The sequence below is a fragment of the Actinomyces sp. oral taxon 175 str. F0384 genome (assembly GCF_000223355.1).
Taxonomy (GTDB): Bacteria; Actinomycetota; Actinomycetes; order Actinomycetales; family Actinomycetaceae; genus Actinomyces; species Actinomyces oris.
In genome coordinates this window covers 300,455-321,351 of sequence record NZ_AFUR01000001.1, presented here as the reverse complement: position 1 = coordinate 321,351, position 20,897 = coordinate 300,455, and the positions used below count along the sequence as shown (strand labels likewise).

18 protein-coding genes are annotated in these 20,897 nt (G+C 69.9%); 9 read left to right on the top strand and 9 right to left on the bottom strand.

Annotated features, from left to right (window positions below; all coding sequences use genetic code 11):
* Positions 1-124 precede the first annotated feature (124 nt).
* The 3 genes from gabT (at position 125) to HMPREF9058_RS01220 (ending at position 4,350) form a co-directional block, all read left to right on the top strand.
* Positions 125-1,447 (top strand): 4-aminobutyrate--2-oxoglutarate transaminase, encoded by a 1,323-nt coding sequence (gene gabT, locus HMPREF9058_RS01230; protein WP_009406040.1) that lies wholly within the window; start codon positions 125-127, stop codon positions 1,445-1,447.
* 80 nt (positions 1,448-1,527) lie between these two features.
* Positions 1,528-2,778 carry a Glu/Leu/Phe/Val dehydrogenase gene (locus HMPREF9058_RS01225; protein WP_009747628.1) on the top strand — a complete coding sequence of 417 codons (1,251 nt, stop codon included), beginning with the start codon at positions 1,528-1,530 and terminating at the stop codon, positions 2,776-2,778.
* A gap of 39 nt (positions 2,779-2,817) precedes the next feature.
* The gene (locus HMPREF9058_RS01220; protein WP_009406245.1) at positions 2,818-4,350 is read left to right on the top strand and encodes an NAD-dependent succinate-semialdehyde dehydrogenase; all 1,533 of its coding nucleotides are present in this window, start codon (positions 2,818-2,820) and stop codon (positions 4,348-4,350) included.
* Between the two features lie 113 nt (positions 4,351-4,463).
* On the opposite strand, the gene fepB is transcribed toward HMPREF9058_RS01220, so the two are convergent.
* Genes fepB through HMPREF9058_RS01200 form a run of 4 tightly spaced genes read right to left on the bottom strand, consistent with a single transcriptional unit; the run spans position 4,464 to position 8,717 of the window.
* On the bottom strand, positions 4,464-5,567 hold the full coding sequence (gene fepB, locus HMPREF9058_RS01215; RefSeq protein WP_009406480.1) for a Fe2+-enterobactin ABC transporter substrate-binding protein: 1,104 nt from the start codon (positions 5,565-5,567) through the stop codon (positions 4,464-4,466).
* The gene (locus HMPREF9058_RS01210) at positions 5,564-6,556 is read right to left on the bottom strand and encodes an ABC transporter ATP-binding protein (RefSeq protein WP_009406239.1); all 993 of its coding nucleotides are present in this window, start codon (positions 6,554-6,556) and stop codon (positions 5,564-5,566) included. Before HMPREF9058_RS01210 ends, fepB begins: the two co-directional genes overlap by 4 nt.
* Positions 6,553-7,671 (bottom strand): iron chelate uptake ABC transporter family permease subunit, encoded by a 1,119-nt coding sequence (locus HMPREF9058_RS01205; protein WP_043537556.1) that lies wholly within the window; start codon positions 7,669-7,671, stop codon positions 6,553-6,555. Before HMPREF9058_RS01205 ends, HMPREF9058_RS01210 begins: the two co-directional genes overlap by 4 nt.
* On the bottom strand, positions 7,668-8,717 hold the full coding sequence (locus HMPREF9058_RS01200) for an iron ABC transporter permease (protein WP_009405994.1): 1,050 nt from the start codon (positions 8,715-8,717) through the stop codon (positions 7,668-7,670). The genes HMPREF9058_RS01205 and HMPREF9058_RS01200 overlap by 4 nt, the downstream gene beginning before the upstream one ends.
* A 187-nt stretch (positions 8,718-8,904) precedes the next feature.
* Between HMPREF9058_RS01200 and HMPREF9058_RS01195 the strand changes: the two genes are divergently transcribed.
* The 5 genes from HMPREF9058_RS01195 to HMPREF9058_RS01175 all read left to right on the top strand — a co-directional run bounded on the left by HMPREF9058_RS01195 (position 8,905) and on the right by HMPREF9058_RS01175 (position 13,974).
* Positions 8,905-9,429 carry a PadR family transcriptional regulator gene (locus HMPREF9058_RS01195; protein WP_003789164.1) on the top strand — a complete coding sequence of 175 codons (525 nt, stop codon included), beginning with the start codon at positions 8,905-8,907 and terminating at the stop codon, positions 9,427-9,429.
* Positions 9,426-10,259 (top strand): ABC transporter ATP-binding protein, encoded by an 834-nt coding sequence (locus tag HMPREF9058_RS01190; RefSeq protein WP_009747329.1) that lies wholly within the window; start codon positions 9,426-9,428, stop codon positions 10,257-10,259. The genes HMPREF9058_RS01195 and HMPREF9058_RS01190 overlap by 4 nt, the downstream gene beginning before the upstream one ends.
* A complete protein-coding gene (locus tag HMPREF9058_RS01185) occupies positions 10,256-12,469 on the top strand; it encodes an FtsX-like permease family protein (protein ID WP_009406125.1) in 2,214 nt (737 codons plus the stop codon). Before HMPREF9058_RS01190 ends, HMPREF9058_RS01185 begins: the two co-directional genes overlap by 4 nt.
* Before the next feature lie 210 nt (positions 12,470-12,679).
* Positions 12,680-13,417 carry a pentapeptide repeat-containing protein gene (locus HMPREF9058_RS01180; RefSeq protein ID WP_009406345.1) on the top strand — a complete coding sequence of 246 codons (738 nt, stop codon included), beginning with the start codon at positions 12,680-12,682 and terminating at the stop codon, positions 13,415-13,417.
* Positions 13,414-13,974, top strand: a complete 561-nt coding sequence (locus tag HMPREF9058_RS01175; protein ID WP_009747593.1) for a DivIVA domain-containing protein — start codon at positions 13,414-13,416, stop codon at positions 13,972-13,974. The genes HMPREF9058_RS01180 and HMPREF9058_RS01175 overlap by 4 nt, the downstream gene beginning before the upstream one ends.
* On the opposite strand, the gene HMPREF9058_RS01170 is transcribed toward HMPREF9058_RS01175, so the two are convergent.
* The 5 genes from HMPREF9058_RS01170 to panC all read right to left on the bottom strand — a co-directional run bounded on the left by HMPREF9058_RS01170 (position 13,971) and on the right by panC (position 19,677).
* Positions 13,971-14,504: an RloB family protein gene (locus tag HMPREF9058_RS01170; protein ID WP_043537713.1), complete on the bottom strand. Its 534-nt coding sequence runs from the start codon at positions 14,502-14,504 to the stop codon at positions 13,971-13,973. The genes HMPREF9058_RS01175 and HMPREF9058_RS01170 overlap by 4 nt on opposite strands.
* Positions 14,505-14,565: 61 nt before the next feature.
* Positions 14,566-15,867: an ATP/GTP-binding protein gene (locus HMPREF9058_RS01165; RefSeq protein WP_009747339.1), complete on the bottom strand. Its 1,302-nt coding sequence runs from the start codon at positions 15,865-15,867 to the stop codon at positions 14,566-14,568.
* A gap of 146 nt (positions 15,868-16,013) precedes the next feature.
* Entirely contained in the window at positions 16,014-17,687 is a 1,674-nt protein-coding gene (locus HMPREF9058_RS01160; protein ID WP_009406004.1) for a lysine--tRNA ligase, read from the bottom strand.
* 249 nt (positions 17,688-17,936) lie between these two features.
* Positions 17,937-18,392, bottom strand: coding sequence for an aspartate 1-decarboxylase (panD, locus tag HMPREF9058_RS01155; protein WP_009406478.1), 456 nt, complete (start codon positions 18,390-18,392; stop codon positions 17,937-17,939).
* 271 nt (positions 18,393-18,663) lie between these two features.
* Positions 18,664-19,677 (bottom strand): pantoate--beta-alanine ligase, encoded by a 1,014-nt coding sequence (gene panC / locus HMPREF9058_RS01150; protein WP_009406198.1) that lies wholly within the window; start codon positions 19,675-19,677, stop codon positions 18,664-18,666.
* Positions 19,678-19,915: 238 nt separating this feature from the next.
* Between panC and HMPREF9058_RS01145 the strand changes: the two genes are divergently transcribed.
* On the top strand, positions 19,916-20,896 hold the full coding sequence (locus HMPREF9058_RS01145; RefSeq protein ID WP_009406056.1) for a Rossmann-like and DUF2520 domain-containing protein: 981 nt from the start codon (positions 19,916-19,918) through the stop codon (positions 20,894-20,896).
* Position 20,897 lies beyond the last annotated feature (1 nt).

The following is a 20,897-nucleotide window of genomic DNA, read 5'->3' as shown; positions in this document are numbered from 1 at the left end:
TGCTCAGACCTAGAGGCGGGCATAACCTGAGACGGAACTCATAGCCGAGCACGTTTCTACGACAACCCGGAGCGCCCTGTTCCGCGGCAGATCTCCGTCCGTCACGACACACTGTGAGGTCCATATGGCAACGCTGCCCCAGACCATTCATCTCGCCACTCCTCTGCCCGGTCCCGAGGCCCGCGCCCTCGACGAACGCGCAGGTACCGCACTCCCACGCGCCCTGACCGCCGCCATGCCGACATTCGCACGGCGTACGGACCGAGGCGTCCTGGAGGACATGGACGGCAACCGTCTCATCGACTTCGGATCCGGCATCGCGGTGACAACCGTGGGCGGTGCGGCGGCGCCCGTCGTCGCTGCGATCCAGGAGCAGGCCGAGAACCTGACGCACACCTCCTTCGCCGTCACGAGGTACGCCGGATACGTCGAGGTCGCCGAACGCCTGAACGCCCTGACCCCGGGCAGCTTCCCGAAGAAGACCGCGCTGTTCAACTCCGGGGCGGAGGCCGTCGAGAACGCCATCAAGCTCGCACGCAAGCACACCGGCCGCCAGGCAGTGGTCTGCTTCGACCACGCCTTCCACGGACGCACCTCCCTGACCATGGGACTGACGGCCAAGGTCGCCCCCTACAAGGGCGGCTTCGGCCCCTTCTCCCCTGAGCTCTACCGGGTCCCCGGCTCCTACCCGTACCGCGACGGACTGGACGGCGAGGCCGCCGCCGAGCGCACGATCAGTCAGATCGAGAAGCAGGTGGGGGCATCCTCCGTCGCCGCCGTCATCATCGAGCCCATTCAGGGCGAAGGCGGGTTCATCGTGCCGGCGCCCGGCTTCCTCACCGCGCTCCAGCGCTGGTGCCATGACAACGGCGCGGTCTTCATCGCCGATGAGATCCAGTCGGGAATCGCCCGCACCGGGGCGTGGTTCGCCTGCGACCACGAGGGAGTCGTTCCCGACCTGGTGACGACCGCCAAGGGCCTGGCCGGCGGCACCCCCTTGTCGGCGGTCACCGGTTCGGCCGAGATCATGGACTCCGCCGAACCGGGCGCCCTTGGCGGCACCTACTGCGGTAACCCTCTGGCCTGTGCCGCCGCCCTGGCGACCCTGGACATGATCGAGGAGCACGATCTCCTGGGACGGGCCCGCACGATCGGCGAGACCGGCATCCGCCTGATGGAGCAGTGGAAGGCGAAGGACCCCCGCATCGGCGAGGTCCGGGGCAAGGGCGCCATGATGGCTCTCGAGCTCGTCGACCCCGACTCGCAGAAGCCCGATGCCGCACTGACCGCCGCCGTCGCGCAGGCCGCGCGCTCACGCGGTCTGATCCTGCTCACCTGCGGCACCTACGGCAATGTCATCCGCCTCCTGCCACCGGTCACCATGCCGGACGAGCTGTTCGCCGAAGGCATGGAGATCCTCGAGCAGGCGCTCCGAGACCAGCCCTGATCCCCTCTTCCACCCACGTCTTAAGGCCGCACCGGCCCCGGATCACGCTGATCCACCCGACCGACCCAGGAGGTAGCTCCATGCCCTCGACCCCTCACCCCCTCAACGATGCACGGGCGCAGCTCGCCGAGGCGATCCAGTTCCTCGGCTTCGACGACGGAATGCGCCGCATGCTTGAGACCGCCCGTAAAGAGGTGACGGTCGCCATCCCACTGCGACGCGACGACGGCACGATGGAGCTGCATATCGGCCACCGCGTCCAGCACAACATCTCTCGCGGCCCCGCGAAGGGAGGGATCCGTTACTCCCCCAACGTGGACCTCGACGAGGTCCGAGCGCTGGCCATGTGGATGACATGGAAGTGCTCTCTTCTCGATCTGCCCTACGGCGGCGCGAAGGGAGGGGTCCAGGTGGACCCCCGGGCCCACTCGGAACGAGAGCTCGAGCGACTGACCCGCCGCTACACCTCGGAGCTGATCCCCCTGATCGGCCCCGACAAGGACATCCCGGCTCCCGATATGGGGACCGACGAGCAGACCATGGCCTGGATGATGGACACCTACTCGGTGGCCACCGGGCACACGGTTCTGGGAACCGTCACGGGCAAGCCGGTCAACCTCGGCGGGTCACAGGGGCGGGCCGCCGCCACCTCCCGCGGCGTCGTCTACTCCGTCCTCAACGCGATGGAGAGCATCGGAGTGAATCCCTCGCAGGCCACCGCGATCGTTCAGGGCTTCGGCAAAGTCGGTCGCGGCGCTGCCCGCTTCCTCCACGAGGCGGGCGTGAAGGTTCTGGCCGTGGCGGACGTCTACAGCACGATTCGCAACGACAAGGGCATCGACATCCCCGCACTCGAGGCCTTCGTGGATGAGACCGGCACCGTCGACGGGTTCCCCGGCGCGGACCCGATCCCTGCGAGCGAGCTGTTCGCCGTCGCCTGCGACGTCGTTGTTCCTGCAGCGGTCGAAGGGGTCATCACCGAGCAGACCGCGCCATTGATCGACGCCAAGCTGGTCGTTGAGGGCGCCAACGGGCCGACAACGCCCGCGGCCGACGCGATCCTGGCGGACAAGGGGATCCTGGTCGTGCCGGACATCCTCGCCAATGCCGGAGGCGTCATCGTGTCCTACTTCGAGTGGGTACAGGCCAACCAGTCCTACTGGTGGACCGAGAAGGAGGTCAATGAGCGCCTGCGCACCAGGATGGACAAGGCCTGGAACGAGGTCACAGACTTCTCCAGGGAGCACGGACTCTCGCTGCGCACCGCCGCGACGACGATGGCCGTCAAGCGCGTCGCCGAGGCCCACGTCTCCCGTGGTCTCTACCCGTGATGCGTGGCAGGCGACAGTCGATACTCAGGGAGCACAACCATGGCTGACACACGACCCGGCGCGGCAACTGACACAGCGGCGTACACCACCCTCGGAGCCCACCCGGCTCTGGCCGACTACCTGCACAGGATCCGCCCCGAGGAGGGGATGCTCCTGGGCGGGCGGATGACGGCAGCCTCCGACGGCGGAACCTTCGACGTCGTCGACCCCGCCAGCAACGCCGTATTCGCACGCTGCACGGATGCGACTCCGGTGGATGCCGCACGCGCCGTCGACGCGGCCTCCGAGGCGCTGCCTGCCTGGAGCGCCACCCCGCCCCGGCAGCGCGCGGAGCTGTTGCGGACCCTGTTCGACCTCATGGTGGGACAGGTCGAGGAGCTCGCGGTGCTCATCAGCGCCGAGAACGGCAAGTCCCTGGACGACGCCAGGGCGGAGGTCCTCTACGCGGCGGAGTTCTTCCGATGGTTCTCCGAGGAAGCCGTGCGCACCGAGGGCGGTTTCGGCTCCTCCCCGGCAGGCGGGACCCGCACGATCGTCACGCACCGCCCGATCGGGGTGGTCGCCATGATCACCCCCTGGAACTTCCCGGCGGCGATGGGGACCCGCAAGATCGCCCCGGCCCTGGCCGCCGGGTGCACGGTGGTGCTCCGTCCTGCGTCCCTCACGCCCCTGACAGCGGTGGCACTGGGACATCTGATCCAGCAGGCCGGCGTGCCCGCGGGCGTGGTGAACATCGTGCCCTCGAGCCGTTCCGCGGAGGTGTCGACGACGTGGCTGGAGGACCCCCGGGTCCGAGCGGTCTCCTTCACCGGTTCCACCCAGGTCGGTCGTGTGCTCATGAAGCAGGCGGCGGAGAAGGTCCTGGTGTCGTCCATGGAGCTCGGGGGCAACGCACCCTTCGTGGTGGCGGCCGACGCCGATATCGACGCCGCGGTGACGGGCGCTGTTCAGGCCAAGCTCCGAGGCGGGGGCGAGGCCTGCACCGCCGCCAACCGCTTCTACGTCCACCAGGACGTCGCCCAAGAGTTCACCGAGAAGTTCTCCGCCGTCGTCCGCGACCTGAGGGTGGGGCCGGCCCTGGCGGACGAGGCGAACCAGATCGGCCCCCTGGTGACACCGGCTGCCCGCGACAAGATCAACGCCCTGGTGGACGGGGCGGTGGCCGGGGGCGCCGTCGTCCACGCCGAGTCCTCCTTGCCCCAGGAGTCTCCGGGGTCGTTCGTCCCGGTGCGGGTCCTGACGAATGTCGCCCCCGACGCGGAGATCGTGCGCACCGAGATCTTCGGCCCCGTCGCCCCGATCGTCACCTGGGACGACGAGGACGAGCTGCTGACGTGGATCAACGATACGGACTACGGGCTGTCGGGCTACGTCTTCTCCCGCGACCTCGGGTGGGCGCTGCGCCTGGCCGAGCGCATGGAGGTTGGGATGGTCGGTGTCAACCGTGGGCTCGTATCCGATCCCGCCGCCCCCTTCGGGGGTGTCAAGCAGTCCGGTATCGGGCGTGAGGGCGCGCGTGAAGGGATCCGTGAGTTCCAGGAGACTCAGTACTACTCGGTCGCCTGGGGCTGAGGGGCCCGTCCCCGAGCAGTGCGCGACCGCGAGGGATGATGTCGTCAATATACGTGGTGCCCCGGGCCGAGAGCCCGGGGCACCAGCACGTTGACGCTCAGGTCGTCAGCAGTTCAGGAGGCCTTGGGGTAGGCCTTCTGGACGGCGTCGAGCATCTCGAGGGCCGAGTAGTAGTCCAACCGGAAGGACGAGGGCGGCATGTACTGCACCTTGCCTCCGGTCACCGGGGCCGCCGAGCTGAAGGTCTCGTTGGTGGTGATGGCGTTCTTCGCGGTCTCGTCTGCGGCAATGACGACCCAGTTCTCACCGGTCAGTCCCGCCTGGACGTTCTCGGGCGAGAGCTTGACGATGTCCTTGCGCTCACCCATGGACTGGTCGCCCTTGACGCTATCCGGGACGGCGGCAATGGTGAAGCCCAGGTCCTTGAGAAGCTGGGCCTGCGGGGCCTCCTCAGTGAAGGCGTTGGCGCCCTTGGTGCCGTCCCCGGGGACGGTGAAGACCGAGGTCGCCCCCTTCGGGACGGAGATGGCGCCCTTGGCCTTCTCGGCCTTGGTGGTGTAGTCCTTGACGACGGCGTCGGCCTTGGCCTGGCGGCCGGTGGCCTGCCCCAGGGTCTTGGTGACGTCCTGCCAGGAGTGCGAGCCGTAGTCGATGACGAGGACGGGCACCTCGAGCTGACGTAGGCTCTCGACGACCTTGGCGGCCGAGTCCTGTCCCGTCTTGGCCACGATGATGAGGTCGGGGTTGCTGCCCGCGACCGTCTGGGCGAGGTTGTCCTCGGTGCCGTCGATGGCCTTGACGCCCTTGTCGGTGGCCTGCTTGGACCACTGGGTGAAGAAGCCGTTGTCGTCGGTCTTCTCATCCTTCTTCTTGGCCGGCGTCGAGGCGACCACCGGGGCGTCGAGGGCCAGCAGCGATCCGGTCAGGGTCACGGAGGTGGACACGATGCTCTTGGGCTCGGCCTTGATCTCGACGTCGACGCCGTCGTCCCCCTTGATGGTGACCGGCCAGGTGACCTTGGGGGAGGCCGCGGCCGAGGCGGCGCCGGAGGCTCCGGCTGAGGCCGCCCCGGGGGCCCCTGCGGAGCCGGCGGCGGAGGAGGCGGAGGTCGAGCTGTTGGAGGAGCCGCAGGCCACCAGGCCGGTGCTCAGCACCATGGCCGCGACGGCGAGGAGGCCCTGCCTCAGGCGGCTGGAGCGCCGCGAGGATGCGTTCATCTATCTGTGTTCCTTTCTTGTCCGTCCTGCTGGGAACGAGCAGTCGGGCTGGTTCCTGCCGAGGCGGGATCGGCAGAAGACTGTGGGGCCGGAACTCCGGCGGAGTCGGTGGGAGCGGAGCGGGTCCCGGCAGGGGCAGGGCCGGCCGGCACGACCGCGCCCAGGTGACGGGGCACCACCATGGGGGTGCCGGCCACCGGGTCGGGGGCGATGACGGCCGCCAGGCCGAAGACCTCCTCGATGAGGTCCTCAGTGAGGATCTCGCGCGGGGAGCCGGTGGTGTGGATGCGGCCCTCGTGCATGACGATCATGTGCTCGGCGCAGCGCGCCGCCTGGTTGAGGTCGTGCAGGACGGCCACCACCGTGCGGCCGTCGGCATTGAGACGCCGGCACAGCTGGAGGATGTCGACCTGGTGGGCCAGATCGAGAAAGGTGGTGGGCTCATCGAGCAGGATCGTCTCGGTGCCCTGGGCCAGGGCCAGGGCGATCCACACGCGCTGGCGCTGGCCACCGCTGAGCTCGTCGACGGGGCGGGCGGCCAGCTCGGTGACCCCCACCATCTCCATGGCCTCCTCGACGGCCTGCCTGTCCTGCTGCGACCACTGGCGGAACAGGCCCTGGTGGGGGAAGCGACCGCGGGCCACGAGGTCGCGCACCAGCATGCCGCCGGGCACGGTGGCGCTCTGAGGCAGCAGGCCGACCCGGCGGGCGACCTCCTTGGTGCCCAGGCGGACGATGTCGGCGCCGTCGAGGAGAACCGCTCCTCGGGCGGGCCGGTGCAACCGAGCCAGGGCGCGCAGCAGCGTGGACTTCCCGCAGGCGTTGGGTCCCACGATGGCGGTGAAGACACCGGCGGGGATGTCGACGTCGAGGTTGCGGGAGACCACGTGGCGCTCGTAGGCGATGGTCGCGCCGCGAGCGGCCAGGCGAGCCCCGGGGACGGCCGGTCCGGTGCTGACGTTCGACTCGGTGGAGGGCAGGTCGGTCACAGGGATCTCCTTCCGCGCGCTGCCACGGTCAGCGCCACCATGAGGTAGAGGCCGCCGACGGCGTTGGTCACCACGCTCACGGGCATCGACTCGAGCACGAGCTGGCTGAGCAGGTCGGCGCCCACCATCAGAAGGCTCCCGGTCAGGCCGCTCACGAGCAGTGGGGACTGCGGGGAGCCGGTGAGGAGGCGGGCCAGGTGGGGCGCCACGAGGGCGACGAAGCCGATGGGGCCGGCCGCCATCGTCACCACCGCCACCAGCACGGTGCCCAGCAGGATGAGGACGGCGCTGGCTCGGCGGGTGGGGCTGCCCAGGATGGTGGCCACCTGCTCCCCCAGGGACAGAACCTGCAGGTGGCGGGAGGCCAGCAGGATGAGGGCGACGGTGACCCCGATGGCCAGGCAGGTCGGGGCCACCACCGGCCACCGGGCGGCCCCGAGGGTGCCGGTGATGGCCTTGAGGGCGCCCAGGCCCTCGTCGTCGTCGACCCGTACCAGCAGCCAGCGGTTGACGGAGACGAGCATGGAGCTGACGGCGATCCCCACGAGGATGAAGCGCAGGCCGGTGAATCCGCCGCGCAGGGAGACGAGGTAGGTCACCGTGCCGACGGCGGCCCCGCCGATGAAGGAGGCCAGGGAGGCCGAGAGCATGGAGCCGGGCAGGAGGAGGATGCTGACGAGGATCCCGGTCTGCGCGCCCGTGCTGAAGCCGATGAGGTCGGGCGAGCCCAGGGGGTTGCGGGTGATGGTCTGGAAGAGGGCGCCGGCCACGCCCAGGGCCAGGCCGGCCACGAGCCCCAGCACGATCCGGGGCAGCTTCCACTTCACGACGACGACCTGGACGATCTTGCGCCCCTGCCCCTGGAGCGCCTCGATGACCTCCTGGGTGGTGACGGGGAACTTCCCCAACCGCAGGGAGACCACGGCCACGGCGAGGCTGAGCACCAGCAGTATGAGGCCGACGATGACGTGGCGCGGGGTGATGAGCACCGACCGGCGGCCGACGACGATCCACAGGCGTCCGGCGTCGGTCCCCACGTGGAGGCTGCGTCGCGGGTCGGTGCTGGCGGGGAGACGCGGTGGAGAGACGGCGCGGCCCGGTCTGATTCCCCTCATGAGGCCCGGTCCTTCATCCGCAGGACCATGAGCAGCAGGACGGGTGAGCCTACGAAGGCCGTCAGCAGACCGACCTGCATCTCACCGGGACGGGCCAGGACGCGCCCCAGGACGTCGGCGGCCAGGACGACGACGGGGCCGCCCAGCGCACACAGGGCCACGATCCAGCCCCGGTGGGGTCCCATGAGCCAGGAGGCCGTCAGCGGCGCCATGAGCCCAACGAACCCGATCGGGCCGGCCACCGTCGTGGCGGTGGCGCACAGGAGCGTGACGACGACCAGGCTCAGGCTCCGCACGAGGGCGACCCGGGTGCCCAGCGCGGCTGCGACGTCGTCGCCCAGGGCGATGTTGTCCAGGGCGCCGGCCAGCAGGATGGCCGCACCGGTCCCCGCCACCACGAGGGCCGCCACGGGCAGCAGGGGGATGTCGGTGCGGGTCAGGGAGCCGACCTCCCAGTCGATGAAGGTGCGGAACAGGTTCGGCATCGTCAGCACGACACCCCGGATGACCGCCCCGGCGAAGGCCGAGAAGGCGACACCGATGAGCACCAGGCGCACCGGCGAGGAGCTCGAGGCGCCAATCATGCCGATGACCTGGACCAGTGCGGTCGCCACCAGGGCTCCTCCCGCGGCCAGGGCCAGCTGGTCGGAGATCGGGAGCACGCCGAGCACGGCGGTTCCCAGGACGATGCCCAGCGAGGCGCCGGCGTTGACACCGAGCAGCCCGGGCTCGGCCAGGGGGTTGCGGGTGACGGCCTGCATCACCGCGCCGGCCACCGCCAGGGCGGTTCCGACGAGCACACCGATGATGGTGCGCTGCACGCGCAGGACGTTGATGTTGTAGCTGACGTTGGAGGCGTCGGGGTGGAGCAGGTAGTGGGCGACCTGGCCGGCGGGGATCCTGGAGGAGCCGACGAACAGGGAGGCCAGGACGCACAGGGCCAGCAGGATGGCCGCGGTCAGGAGGATGGCCGGGCGGCGTGCGGCCAAGCGAGCCCACTGTCTGAGAACGGGGGCGAAGACGGTCCCCGAGTACCCGATCGGCATCTACTCTCCCCACACCCGAAGTACAAAGGTCAACCTAACCTAAGATGCCGGCCAGGGTCTGTCAAACACAGGCTGGCCTGTTGGTTTATTCGCCGCGAGACCCCCACCCAACAGCAAGGACATGCTCGTGCATATCCTCCTCACGGAGTATGTCGCGCGCGTATACACTCAGCGTATAGTCGCGGCCATGGAATCGAAACTCACTCTTCTTGGGCTGCTCAGCGCCGGGCCTGGGCACGGATACGACCTCAAACGCTCCTGGGACCACTGGTTCGCCGCCTCCAAGCCGCTGGCCTACGGCCAGGTCTACGCCACGCTCGCCCGCCTGGTGCGCGACGGGCTCATCACTCAGATCGAGACTGAGCCCGGAGCCGGCCCGGAGCGCAAGCGCTACGAGGTCACCGACGCCGGGCGCCAGAGCGTCGAGCAGTGGCTGCTGACCCCGGTCACCCCGGCCGGAGACGTCCAGGCCGACATCTTCGCCAAGACCGTCATCGCCCTCATGCTCGACGACGACGCCGGACGCCTCCTCGACCTTCAGCGCGCCGAGCACATGGCGCGTATGCGCGAGCTGACCCGCCTCAAGCAGGACGGAGACCTGCGCACGGTGCTGCTGGCCGACCACGCCCTGTTCCACATCGAGGCCGACCTGCGCTGGATGGAGACCACCGCGGCCCGCCTGAGCGAGCTGCGTGAGGAGGTGCGCTCATGAACGCCACCCCTGTCACCACCGCCGCCACCACTGGCGTCACCACCGCACCCGGTCAGGGCCAGGCAGGCCTGCCGGGCGAGGTCATCATGCGCGCCCGCGGCCTGGAGATGAGCTTCGGGCAGACCCACGCGCTGCGCGGCGTCGACCTGGACGTCGCGGCCGGTGAGGTCCTGGCCGTCACCGGCCCATCGGGCTCGGGCAAGTCCACCCTCCTGCACGTCATGGCCGGGGTGCTCGTGCCCGACGCCGGGCGCGTCGACTACCACGGAGCCGACACGACCCAGGACATCGCGGCCCTCGACGAGGCGGCCCGCAGCCGCCTGCGCCTGAAAGAGTTCGGCTTCATCTTCCAGTTCGGTCAGCTCCTGCCGGACCTCTCCGCCCTGGACAACGTCACCATCCCCCTGCTCCTGGCGGGCACCCCGCGTCGGCGGGCGCTGGCCCAGGCCCGCGAGACCCTGGGCGAGCTGGGGCTCAGCGAGCACCTGGACAAGCGCCCCACCCAGCTCTCGGGCGGGCAGGCGCAGCGGGCCGCCGTCGCGCGAGCACTGGTGACCAACCCGCGTCTGCTCTTCGCCGACGAGCCCACCGGCTCCCTGGACTCCCTGGCCGCCGAGCGGACCATGGAGGTGCTGCTGAACTCGGTGCACTCCCGAGGCGCCGCCCTGGTCATCATCACCCATGACGCGCGCGTCGCCGCCTACGCCGACCGGGAGGTCACCGTGCGCGACGGTCGCATCAGTCCCGGGGCCACGCACACCGCAGCCGGCCCGAGCCGGCCGGGGCACGCCGAGCCGGGAAGCCCGGGCAGTGAGAGGAGCCGGTCATGAGCCGCATCGCCCTGACCCGGCTGCTCGTCGCCAACGACCGCTCCGCCCGGCGCCGCCTGGCCGGGATCGTCGCCGGCGTCATGGTGGGAGTGACCCTGTTCCTCATGCTGCTGGCCGCCGCCCAGGCCTTCCCCGAGCGCAGCATGCGCTCGAGCTGGGCGTCCACCGCCCTCATACCCGGCATCCCAGGGCAGTCGAACCACACCGACCTCCGGCCCGACCATGCCCTCACCGCCGGCGAGCTGGCCGTCGCCAGCAACTTCGACGTCGTCGGAAACCAGTCGATCACCGTCCTGAGGGTGGCCCTGCCGGAGTCGGGCACCACCTCGGTGAGGATCCCGGGCTCCGACATCGTCCCCAAGCGGGGCGAGTACCTGGCCTCCCCCGCCCTGGCCAAGCGCATCGCTTCCCTTCCCGCCGACCAGCTCGGCGACCGCTACGGCAAGCAGGTAGGGGTCCTGTCCCCCGAGGCCGTCGAGGGACCGGACTCGCTGGTGGCCGTCGTCGGGACGGACCTGGGGACCGTGGCCGCCTCCGACTTCTACATCCCGCCCCAGGTGGTCACCTCCTTCCAGGGCATCCCCTACGAGAACGAGGCGTACCGGATCGCCACGATCGTCGGCGCCATCGCGGTGCTCGTACCCGCGCTGCTGCTCGTCGGGATCGTCACGGATCTGGGGGCGGCGCAGCGGGCCGAGCGCTTCGCCACGCTGCGCCTCATCGGGGCCACGCCCCAGCAGGTCGCCCGCACCGCGGCCCTGGAGATCGGGGCCACCACCTTCGTCGGCGCCCTGGCGGGCGTGGCCCTCTACCTGGCCCTGATCCCACTGGCCGCGCAGATCACGCTGAAGTCAAGTCGTTTCTACTACTCCGACCTGCTGCGCTCACCGGTCAACGCGGTCCTCGCCGTCGTCGTGACCACGGCGGGGGCGGCGGCCGTGGCCTGGTGGCGCACACGACGGGCCGACCTCGGGCCGCTGGGCGGCTCCCGTGAGCGCGCTGAGCGCCGCCCCCGCCTCATCTCGCTGGCGCCCGTGATCCTGGGGACCGCGGGACTGGTCAGCACCCCGACGGTGGCCCACCAGAACTCCGATCTGACCATCTACCTGCTGCCGGTCTCCTTCCTGTGCACGATGCTGGGGCTGCTGTGGGCCGGGCCGGTCCTGACCTGGTGGGTAGCGCGAGGCGGCAGGGCCCTGGCCCATTCCGCGGCGCAGGTCATCGGCTTCAACCGGATCACTCAGCACCCCCGGGCGGTCTTCCGGGCGGTGGCGGGCGTGGTCGTCGCCGTCTACGCCATGACGGTGTTCGCCGTCGCCATCACGGTGGCCGCCGGGACCCGTGACGTCACCCAGGGTGGCGGGCACCTGAGCCCCACATCGCTCGAGGCGACACCGGCGGTCAGCGACGAGGGCGCCCTGAACAGCGCCGTCGACCAGCTCGCCGCCGTGCCCGGGGTGACGACGGTTGCCGTGGGGAGGATCAGCGGGGGCAGCAAGCAGGACAGCCGCGTCATCCTCGAGGCCGACAAGGCCGAGGCCCTCGGGGCGCCGCACGTGGAGTCCCCGGATGGCGCGGTGAGCATCAGCACCCGCTGGCTGTACGAGAACGCGGCGGCCTCGCCGTCGCCGGTCAGCGCCGAGGAGCTGGCGAGTGCCCGTGAGCACGGCGCGCCCATCGTCCTGGTGGGAACCGACCCGGCCAGCCCCGGGGCCGTCGAGCGAGCCCGCACCGCTCTGGCCACCTCGGGCCTGGCCCTGGGGACCGCCCCAACCTCACCCAGCTCGATCCAGGCCCTCCAGGACACCGCCATGGAGAACCAGTTCGCCCAGCTGGGCTACATCGGCATCCTCATCGCCGCGGGCATCTCCGCGGTCTCGCTGGGGGTCTCGACGGTGGCGGCGCTGCTGGGGCGCCGGCGGGTCCTGGGTCTGCTACGGCTGGTCGGCATGCCTGCGGCGACGCTGCGCTCCATGGTGTCCTACGAGACGATGCTGCCGGCGGTCACCGCCCTGGCCATGAGCATCGGTCTGGGATGGCTGACCGCATGGGCACTGGTCGGCGGGGTGTCGGGGCGCCACATCAACTGGCCGGGCGGCGGCTACTGGCTGGCGCTGGGGGCGTGCCTGGCGCTGGTGGTGGTGGCGACCCTGGCCAGCGCCCGCTACGGCCGGCGCATGCTGGCCGGCACCACCGTCCGATTCGAGTAGGAACGCACCGACGTGTCCAAATCGGTGACAAAGGCCGCGATCAGCCTCAGTCGAAGACAATGAAACCGCATGATTTCGCGGCTCTTCTCGGCGGAGTGACGGCCTGTGAGCTCCTTTGTTTCCGAAATGGACACCTACCCCTCCTGCGCACCCGGGCACCGGGGAGAACAACCCCCGGTGCCCGGAGCCGATCTGCGATAGAACAGGACCATGACCGCAGGACGGACCGACACGGCCGCAGGCTCGTCTGCCGCGGCCTGCCCGAGGCCGCCGGCCCTCACGGCACCGGACCTCAGTCGCCTGCGCGACGGCGAGGCCGATGAGCTCACCGCCGGCGAGATGGTCGAGGACCTGGAGCTGGTCGAGGCAGACCTGAGCGGCGGCGACCTGTCGGCACTCACGCTGCTCAGCTGCCGGTTCTCGGAGGTCTTCGCCAATGACACCGACCTGGCCGCGGCGCGGCTGGTCGACTGCCGCCTGGAGCGCCTGAGCGCCACCTATCTTCATAGCCCGCGCTCCACCTGGCGCACGGTGGAGCTGGTCGACTCCCGTATCGGGGCCTGGGAGCTCTACGACGCCGATGTCGAGTCACTCCTCATCGAGGACTGCCGCCTGGGCTTCACCAACCTCGCCGGAACCACTGTGCGCGACCTCCTCATCCGGGCCACCCGGATCGACGAGCTGGACCTGAGCGGCATCGTCGCCCAGCGGATCCGCTTCGAGGACTGCCAGGTGGGCACGCTGCGCCTGCACGGCGGGAGCCTGAGCGACGTCGACCTGCGCGGACTGGAGATGAGAACAGTCAGCGGTGTCGGTTCCCTGGCCGGAGCGACCGTCAGCAGCGGGCAGCTCAGCGAGCTTGCGCCGCTCCTGGCGCAGCACCTGGGGCTGCGGGTCACGGATCAGGATCACGCACAGAATGCGACAACAAGGAGTAAACGCGCATGACGCTGCTGACAGCCGACGATGTTCTCACCGTGAAGTTCGAGGTCTCCTCGTTCAAGGAGGGCTACAAACAGGATGAGGTCGACGTCTTCCTCGACGACGTGACCACCACGATACGGGAGTTCGAGGAGCGACTCGGCACGTCACAGGAATCCTCGGGCCCCTCGCACCGGAAGGCCGAGATCCTGCTGACCGCCGAGGGCGTCAGGAACATCCGGTTCTCGACTACCCGGTGGTCGGGTTACCGCATGGACCAGGTTGATGCCTTCCTCGTCCAGGTGCTTGCAACCATGGAGGCCCTTGAGGCGCAGGCGCGCACCAGTTCCTTCGCCGGCCAGCCCAGTGCCGGTGCCGGCGCTGCCTATGGCGGCGGAGCCTATGGCATGAGCCCGGCCCAGACCGGCTACGCCCCGGGCGGCACCGACGGAACCGGTGATGCCCAGTACGCCGAGGCGATTGCGCAACGCGACCAGTACATCGCCCAGCTCCAGCAGGAGAACGCCTACCTTCGCGCCGAGCTCGAGTCCGCCCAGCGCCGCCTCGGGACGACCGGGTACTAGAGGAGACCGAGGCTGCGGAGCAGGTGGGGCATCGTTGTCGATGGGCAAGGCCCCTGAGTATCGGGCTCGGGGAGGCCGTCTGTCGGCAGATGGCACCTGGCCGCGGCCTGCACTCCCCTGTCCCAGGGGAAGTCGTCCGGAAGCATCTTGGCGTCCTTACTGCTCAGGCCCGTCAGCTCCCGGTAGTGCGCCTGAGCGTCTGCCTGGTTCTGGTAGTTCTTCACGGGAGCGTAGTGGGCGTTGAGCCAGACCTCGAAGCAGGGCACGGAAACAACACCGTGCACAACGGTCCGCTTGCTGCTCAGCCTTCGGCATTTGGCCAGAAAGTCATGACGGTCCCGGCCATCGTGGTCGACGACGATCCACACCTCCTCGTATTCGCTGAGGTCTGACCGAGGGCCGCCAAGCTGCTTGACGACAGTGAGCGGATCACCCTTGATGACCTTCACCTTGGCTGAGATCCCGTCATGGTTCACACGTCGGCAGAGTTGACGTAGATACGCATCCTCGGTGACCCGCCCGTTGGTCACGAGGAGAACGGTGCGCCGTTCGACCCGTTGGCTGCGCCGTTTCCTTCTCGGTGGCGTCATCTCACTTCGCCTCCGCCGATGTTGAGAGGTACCGGCGGAGGTTGGAGGTGTCCACCCGAGGGATAGCGCCGAAGGCACCGGCGAGGTAGCGGCGCTGCTTGTTCGTACCCTTGCGGTTGGAAGGGAAGTCCGCGAGCGAGAAGAGCTCACTGGCGCCGAAGGGGGACTTCTCCGTCAGCCACACCTCGCCTGCCTCCAGGAGCTGGACGGGGGAATTGTCCAGGAGCGCCGTGTCATGGGTCGTGAAGAGGATCTGAGCGCCCAGGGTATTGAGGTCCGGATCCTTGAACATGTCCACCAGCGTGGCGGTCAGCGTCGGATGGAGACTCGCATCGAGCTCGTCAATGCACAGCACCTGGCCCAGCCGCAAGGCGTCGATGGCGGGACCGACAGTTGCCAACCAGGTGAGAGTTCCTTGACTCTGCTGATCAATATTCAATCGATACTCCTCCCCATTGGCCCCACGGTGCCGGAAGACGAGGTGCCGCTGGAGCTCCTTGAGCACCTCAGGGGGAACCTCAGGCTCCTCGTCCTCACTCCAGGGAAGAAGACGCAGGATATCAAGCACCTTCTGAGGAACCTCTTGCTCCTCGAGTTCGAGTCCGACGACACCTAGGTCGGCAGCCTGAGCAATGGAGTTCGCAATAGCAGTCCACTGCTCGGGGTCCTCTGCGAGACGACTCATCACCCACCGCAGACGCGAACTGCGCTCCTCATCACTGTGGTGGATGAAGCGCATGGATCGCAGGCTGCGCGCGATCGGGGCGAGCGTGGTGTGCTCGTACCTCAGAGCCACGGCGAGAAAGAGGTCCTTGGGCGTCGTAATCCGACCGACCTCGATCGTGGCGCCCTTGAGGGTGGCACCAGCCTCGATCGCGGGCTTGTCATCCTCGGGCCCCTGGGTGCGCACGAAGACCTTGCGCCAGCGCTGTCCCGCAGCCCAGAGCTCCTCACGCGAGATTCCCCAGCGATGCGCCTCGACACTGTAGCTGTAGCGCTCGTTGTCGTGAGTGAAACCGACGGTAAAGCGGGACGGCTGTGCCGCGTGATCGCGATCGAGATTGAAGGGCTGATACAGGATGTCCCGCTGACCCCCGATGGCGTGGAGGAGGCAGTCAAGCGCATCCAGGAGGGTCGACTTACCTGAAGCGTTAGCGCCGAAGATCGCCGCCACACGCCACGTCTGCTCCTGCCAGGAGGAGCCGCCGCGCGGCGTCAGAGTCTTAAGCGACCCCCGAGTGAGATCGAGGGTCACCTCCTCTGCGTAGCAGCAGTAGTTCGCCACGGTGAAGTCCAGCAACATACCGCCACCGTAGTGCGAACAACTCGTTTTGGGAAGTTTTTTCCCAAAACTCAAAGTTCATAGCCCTGACCTCACCATTCGAGCGCCGAGATCGAGCCCCACAGGCCTGCCACGGCAAGGCGCTGGCCGCGGAGGCAGAGTACGGTTCAGCCCCGCTTGACCAGCGGGAAGGTGATGGTCTCGCGGATGCCCTGGCCAGTGAGCACCATGAGGAGTCGGTCGATGCCCATGCCCATGCCGCCGCTGGGCGGGAAGCCCTGCTCCATGGCCACCAGGAAGTCCTCATCCAGGATCATGGCCTCGGGGTCGCCCTTGGCGGCCGCCAGGGCCTGGGCCTCGAAGCGCTCGCGCTGAACCACGGGGTCGGCGAGCTCGGAGTAGGCGGTGGCGGTCTCGAAGCCGCGCACGTAGAGGTCCCACTTCTCAGTCAGGCCCGGCTTGCTGCGGTGGTAGCGGGTCAGCGGCGAGGTGTCCTCGGGGAAGTCGTAGACGAAGGTGGGCGCCCACAGCTTGTTGCCGACGAGCTCCTCGAAGATGTCCTCCACGACCTTGCCGGCCACGGCGTAGTCGTCGATCTCCAGGCCGATCTTCTCGGCGTGGGCGACCAGCTGCTCGCGCGGGGTCTCCACGGTGATCTCCTCACCGAGGGCCTCGGAGACGGAGGTGTAGAGGTCGATCTTGTCCCACTCGCCCGACAGGTCGTACTCGGTGCCGTCGGCCAACGTGACGACCTCCCCGCCCTCGGGCAGGTCGAAGGCGTCCCGGGCCGCCTGCTGGACGAGGTTGCGGGTCAGCTCGGCCATGCCGTCGTAGTCGGAGTAGGCCTCGTAGGCCTCCAGGGCCGTGAACTCCGGGGAGTGGGAGGAGTCGGCGCCCTCGTTGCGGAAGTTGCGGTTGATCTCGAAGACGCGGTCGACGCCGCCGACCACGGCGCGCTTGAGGTAGATCTCCGTGGCGATGCGCAGGTAGAGATCCATGTCGAAGGCATTCATGTGGGTGATGAACGGGCGCGCGGCCGCCCCGCCGTGAATGACCTGCAGCATGGGGGTCTCCAGCTCCAGGTAGTCGCGGCGGAAGAAGTTCTCGCGGATGGAGCGCACGACGGCGGCGCGGGTGCGCACCATGTCGCGGGCGGCGGGCCGGGTGAGCAGGTCGAGCTCACGACGGCGCACGCGCTGCTCCTCCGAGAGCGTCACCGCCTCGCCGGCCTCGTTGGTCCAGGTCTTGGGCAGGGGGCGCAGCGCCTTGGAGGCGATCCGCCAAGCGGGGACTTCGACGTCGTCGTCCCCGGCGGAGGCGGCCTCGGCGCCCTCGCGCAGGACCGGCTCGGCCATGACGGACAGCTCGCCGCGGCGCGAGGAGATGACGCGGCCGTGGACGAAGAGGTGGTCGCCCAGGTCGACGTCGGCCTTGAAGGCCGCGAGCGCGGTGTGGCCCTCGGCGGGCAGGGCCTTGGCCGAGAGCATGGCCTGCAGGGTGGTGCCGGCCCCGTCCTGGAGGGTGACGAAGCACAGGCGGCCGGTGTTGCGCAGGAAGACGACGCGGCCGGCCACACCGACGACGTCGTCGGTCTCCTGCCCGGCCTCGAGGTGGGCGTAGCCCTCGCGCACGGCGGCGATGGTGGTGGTGACGGGCACGGAGACCGGGTAGGGGTCCCAGCCCTCGCTGCGCAGGCGCTCGCGCTTGCCGGCGCGGACCTCGAACTGCTCGCCCGGGCCCGGGTCGGTCTTGGGCTGCTTGGGCTGGTCCGCCTTCGGCGACTGGGCGCCGGCGGCGTCGGTGGCGGTCGGGTCGGGGCTGGGGGTGCTCTCGTCTGTCACGTGAAGGAGTCTAACGGCGCCGGCCCTCCCCGGTTGCTCCCCGGGGCCTGACGACGCCCGATCCACATCCGATCCTGGTCACACCGGGCAGCCGTTCCTCCGGTCAGATCCAGGTGGGCACGACGGCGGCCCCGGTCACGGCTTCCTCTCCCTTCCTGTCGCGGCGCACGGACACGCAGTACTCGGCCGGGAACCAGGCGGAGCCCAGGGCCTCACCCTTGGCCGGAACCCGGCTCAGGCGCGGCCCGGTCAGGCGCGGGCCTCGGCCAGGGGGATGCCGGTGGGCCGCAGGCCCTGGAGGCGGGCGACGTCGGAGTCGGCCGGGATCTGGCCGGGGTCGGTGCCCCGCTCCACGATCCGGTTGGCCTCGTCGACGAAGACGACCCGGGGCAGATAGGTGCGGGCCTCGGCGTCGGACATCTGGGAGTAGGCGATGAGGATGACGACGTCTCCGGGGCCGACCAGGTGGGCGGCGGCACCGTTGACGCAAATCTCGCCCGCGCCGCGCTCGCCGGGGATGACGTAGGTGGACAGGCGGTTGCCATTGGTGCAGTTGCAGATGTCGACGCGTTCGCCGGGCAGCAGGTCGGCGGCCTCGAGCAGGTCGATGTCCACCGTGATGGAGCCGACGTAGTCGAGGTCGGCCTGGGTCACGGTGGCGCGGTGAATCTTGGACGTCATCATCGTCCGGGTGCGGGAACTCATCGCCGCACAGCGTAGACGGCGCCGGGCCCGGCGCACTGTACGGTGCGGCACAGGGTGAGCGACCTGACAGGAACGGTCGGACCTGAGTGGGACCGGCCCCGGCCCAACGGTTCTCGAGAACACGCCATAGGGCGCCGGGTCTGTTGCTTGAGGGTGCGTCCTCGGCGACTCGTGTGCGTCCTCGCGCGGGGCCGAACCCGGTCCACGGCGACTGGCCCCGCGCAAGCACCCGGGCGAGCCGGGCCCCCAGAGCGAGCCTGAGCGGCCCTGCTCAGGGGCGCAGGTCGATGAGGGTGTTGTCGATAAGGCGGGTGCTGCCCACACGCGCGGCAACGGCCAGCAGCCCCATGGCGGGCAGCCCCTCCCCCTTGTCCTCCCCCGCGGGCTCGCTGCGCGGCAGGCCGAGGCCGGCACCCGCCAGGTCCTCGAAGCTGTCCGGGGCGACGAGGGCCACGTAGTCGATCTCAACACCGTCGGCCGCCTCCAGGGAGGCCAGGGCGGCCTGGCGGATGGCGGCGGGGTCGGGTCGGGAGCCGGTGGCCTGCGCAGCGGCGTCCCGGCCGGCCTGGAGTGCGCGGGACAGGGCCAGGGCCTGGTGGCGCTGCTCGGGGCTGAGGTAGGCGTTGCGCGAGCTCATGGCCAGGCCATCGCTCTCGCGGCGGATGTCAACCGGCACGATCTCCAGCGGGACGGCGAGGTCGCGCACCATGGACTCGATGATCGCCAGCTGCTGGGCGTCCTTGCGGCCGAACAGCGCCCAGCGCGGGGCGGTCAGGTGCATGAGGGTGAGCACCACCTGGCACACGCCGGCGAAGTGGGTGGGGCGGGTACGGCCCTCCAGGACGGTGGCGATGGGGCCGGGGTCGATGCGCACCGCCGGCTGCCCGCAGGGGTAGATGACCTCCGGGGTGGGGGCGAAGGCGATGAGCCGTCCCACGCCGAGGGTGCCGTCGGCGCCGGTGAGGGTGCGGGCCAGTCCGGCCAGGTCGCCCTCGAGGTCGCGCGGGTAGGCGTCGAGGTCCTCGGTGGGGGCGAACTGCAGGGGGTTGACGAAGATGGTGACCACGACGGTGCCGGTCGGCCCGACACGACGGGCGGCCTCGCGCACGAGGTCGAAGTGGCCCTCGTGGAGGGCGCCCATCGTCATGACGACCGCCCGGGGGTCCGGGGCCTCGGCCAGGGCGGCGGCGAGGTCGGCGCGACTGCGGGCGAGGACGGTTGCGGCGCCGGCGGATCGGGGGGCGGGAACGGGCGTCGGTGCGGGTTCAGTGCTCACGTGCCCCACGCTAGTCGCCCCACCCGGACCGGTGACCCGCGCAGGAAGGTGAAAGTGTCCACGGTGGCGACTTTTCCGAGCCGAATCCGAGCACCGAAGTCCTCTCGATTCACGTTTCCGCAGGTCATCGGGGTCGCCTTGAACGACGGGCCGCCTGCGGCCGGCGAAAAAGTCGCCAAAATTGACAGATTCGCCTTGATGGCTCACTCCAGGCCGGGGCAGGTGGCAGGCATGAGAGCATCGGGGCATGAGCGACATCGATGGCACGGGCCCAGGTACAGGCGGCGAGCACGCGGGCCGGGCCCCGGCCGCCCCTGCCAGCCCGAGCAGGCCGGGCCGGCTGGGCGTTGGCATCATCTCCGCCGGGCGCGTCGGGGCGGTCCTGGGCTGCGCGCTGCGGGCGGTGGAGCACCAGGTCGTCGGCGTCCACGCGGTCTCGGAGGAGTCGCGCGAGCGCGCCGAGATGCTGCTTCCCGGCGTGCCGGTCCTGGAGGTCGAGGAGATCGTCGAGCGCGCCGAGCTGGTCCTATTGGCCGTCCCCGACGACGCCCTCGGGCCGCTCGTCCAGGGCTTGGCGGACCTGGGCCGCTGGCAGCCGGGCCAGCTGGTGGCCCACACCTCGGGGCGCTACGGCGCCGCCGTGCTCGCCCCGGCTCAGCGCTGCGGGGCAATCCCACTGGCGATCCACCCGGCGATGACCTTCTCCGGGTTCTCCACGGATGTGGCCCGGCTCGTCGACTGCCCGATGGCTGTGACTGCGCCCGCGGCGGTGCTGCCGATCGCGCAGGCGCTGGTGGTCGAGCTCGGCGGGGAGCCCTTCGTCCTGGAGGAGTCGGCGCGACCGATCTACCACGCAGCCCTCGCCCACGGCGCCAACCACCTGCTGACCGTGGTGACGCAGGCCGTCCGAGTGCTGGCGGCCGCCGGGGTCGAGGACGGTGCGGCCACTCTCGGCCCCCTGCTCACGGCGGCCCTGGACCGAGCCCTGCACGAGGGCGAGGCAGGCCTGACCGGCCCGGTCTCGAGGGGTGACGTCGGGACGGTGGCCGCCCACCTGGAGGCACTCTCCACGCTGCGTGACAGCCAGGGGCGGGGCCTCGACGACGTGGTCGCCTCCTACCGGCAGCTGGCCGCGGCCACCACCGAGCGATGCGAGGCCACCGGGCGCCTGACCGCCGAGCAGGCCCTCCACCTGCGCGAGATCCTGGGCCCGGAGCGCCCGGAGTGAC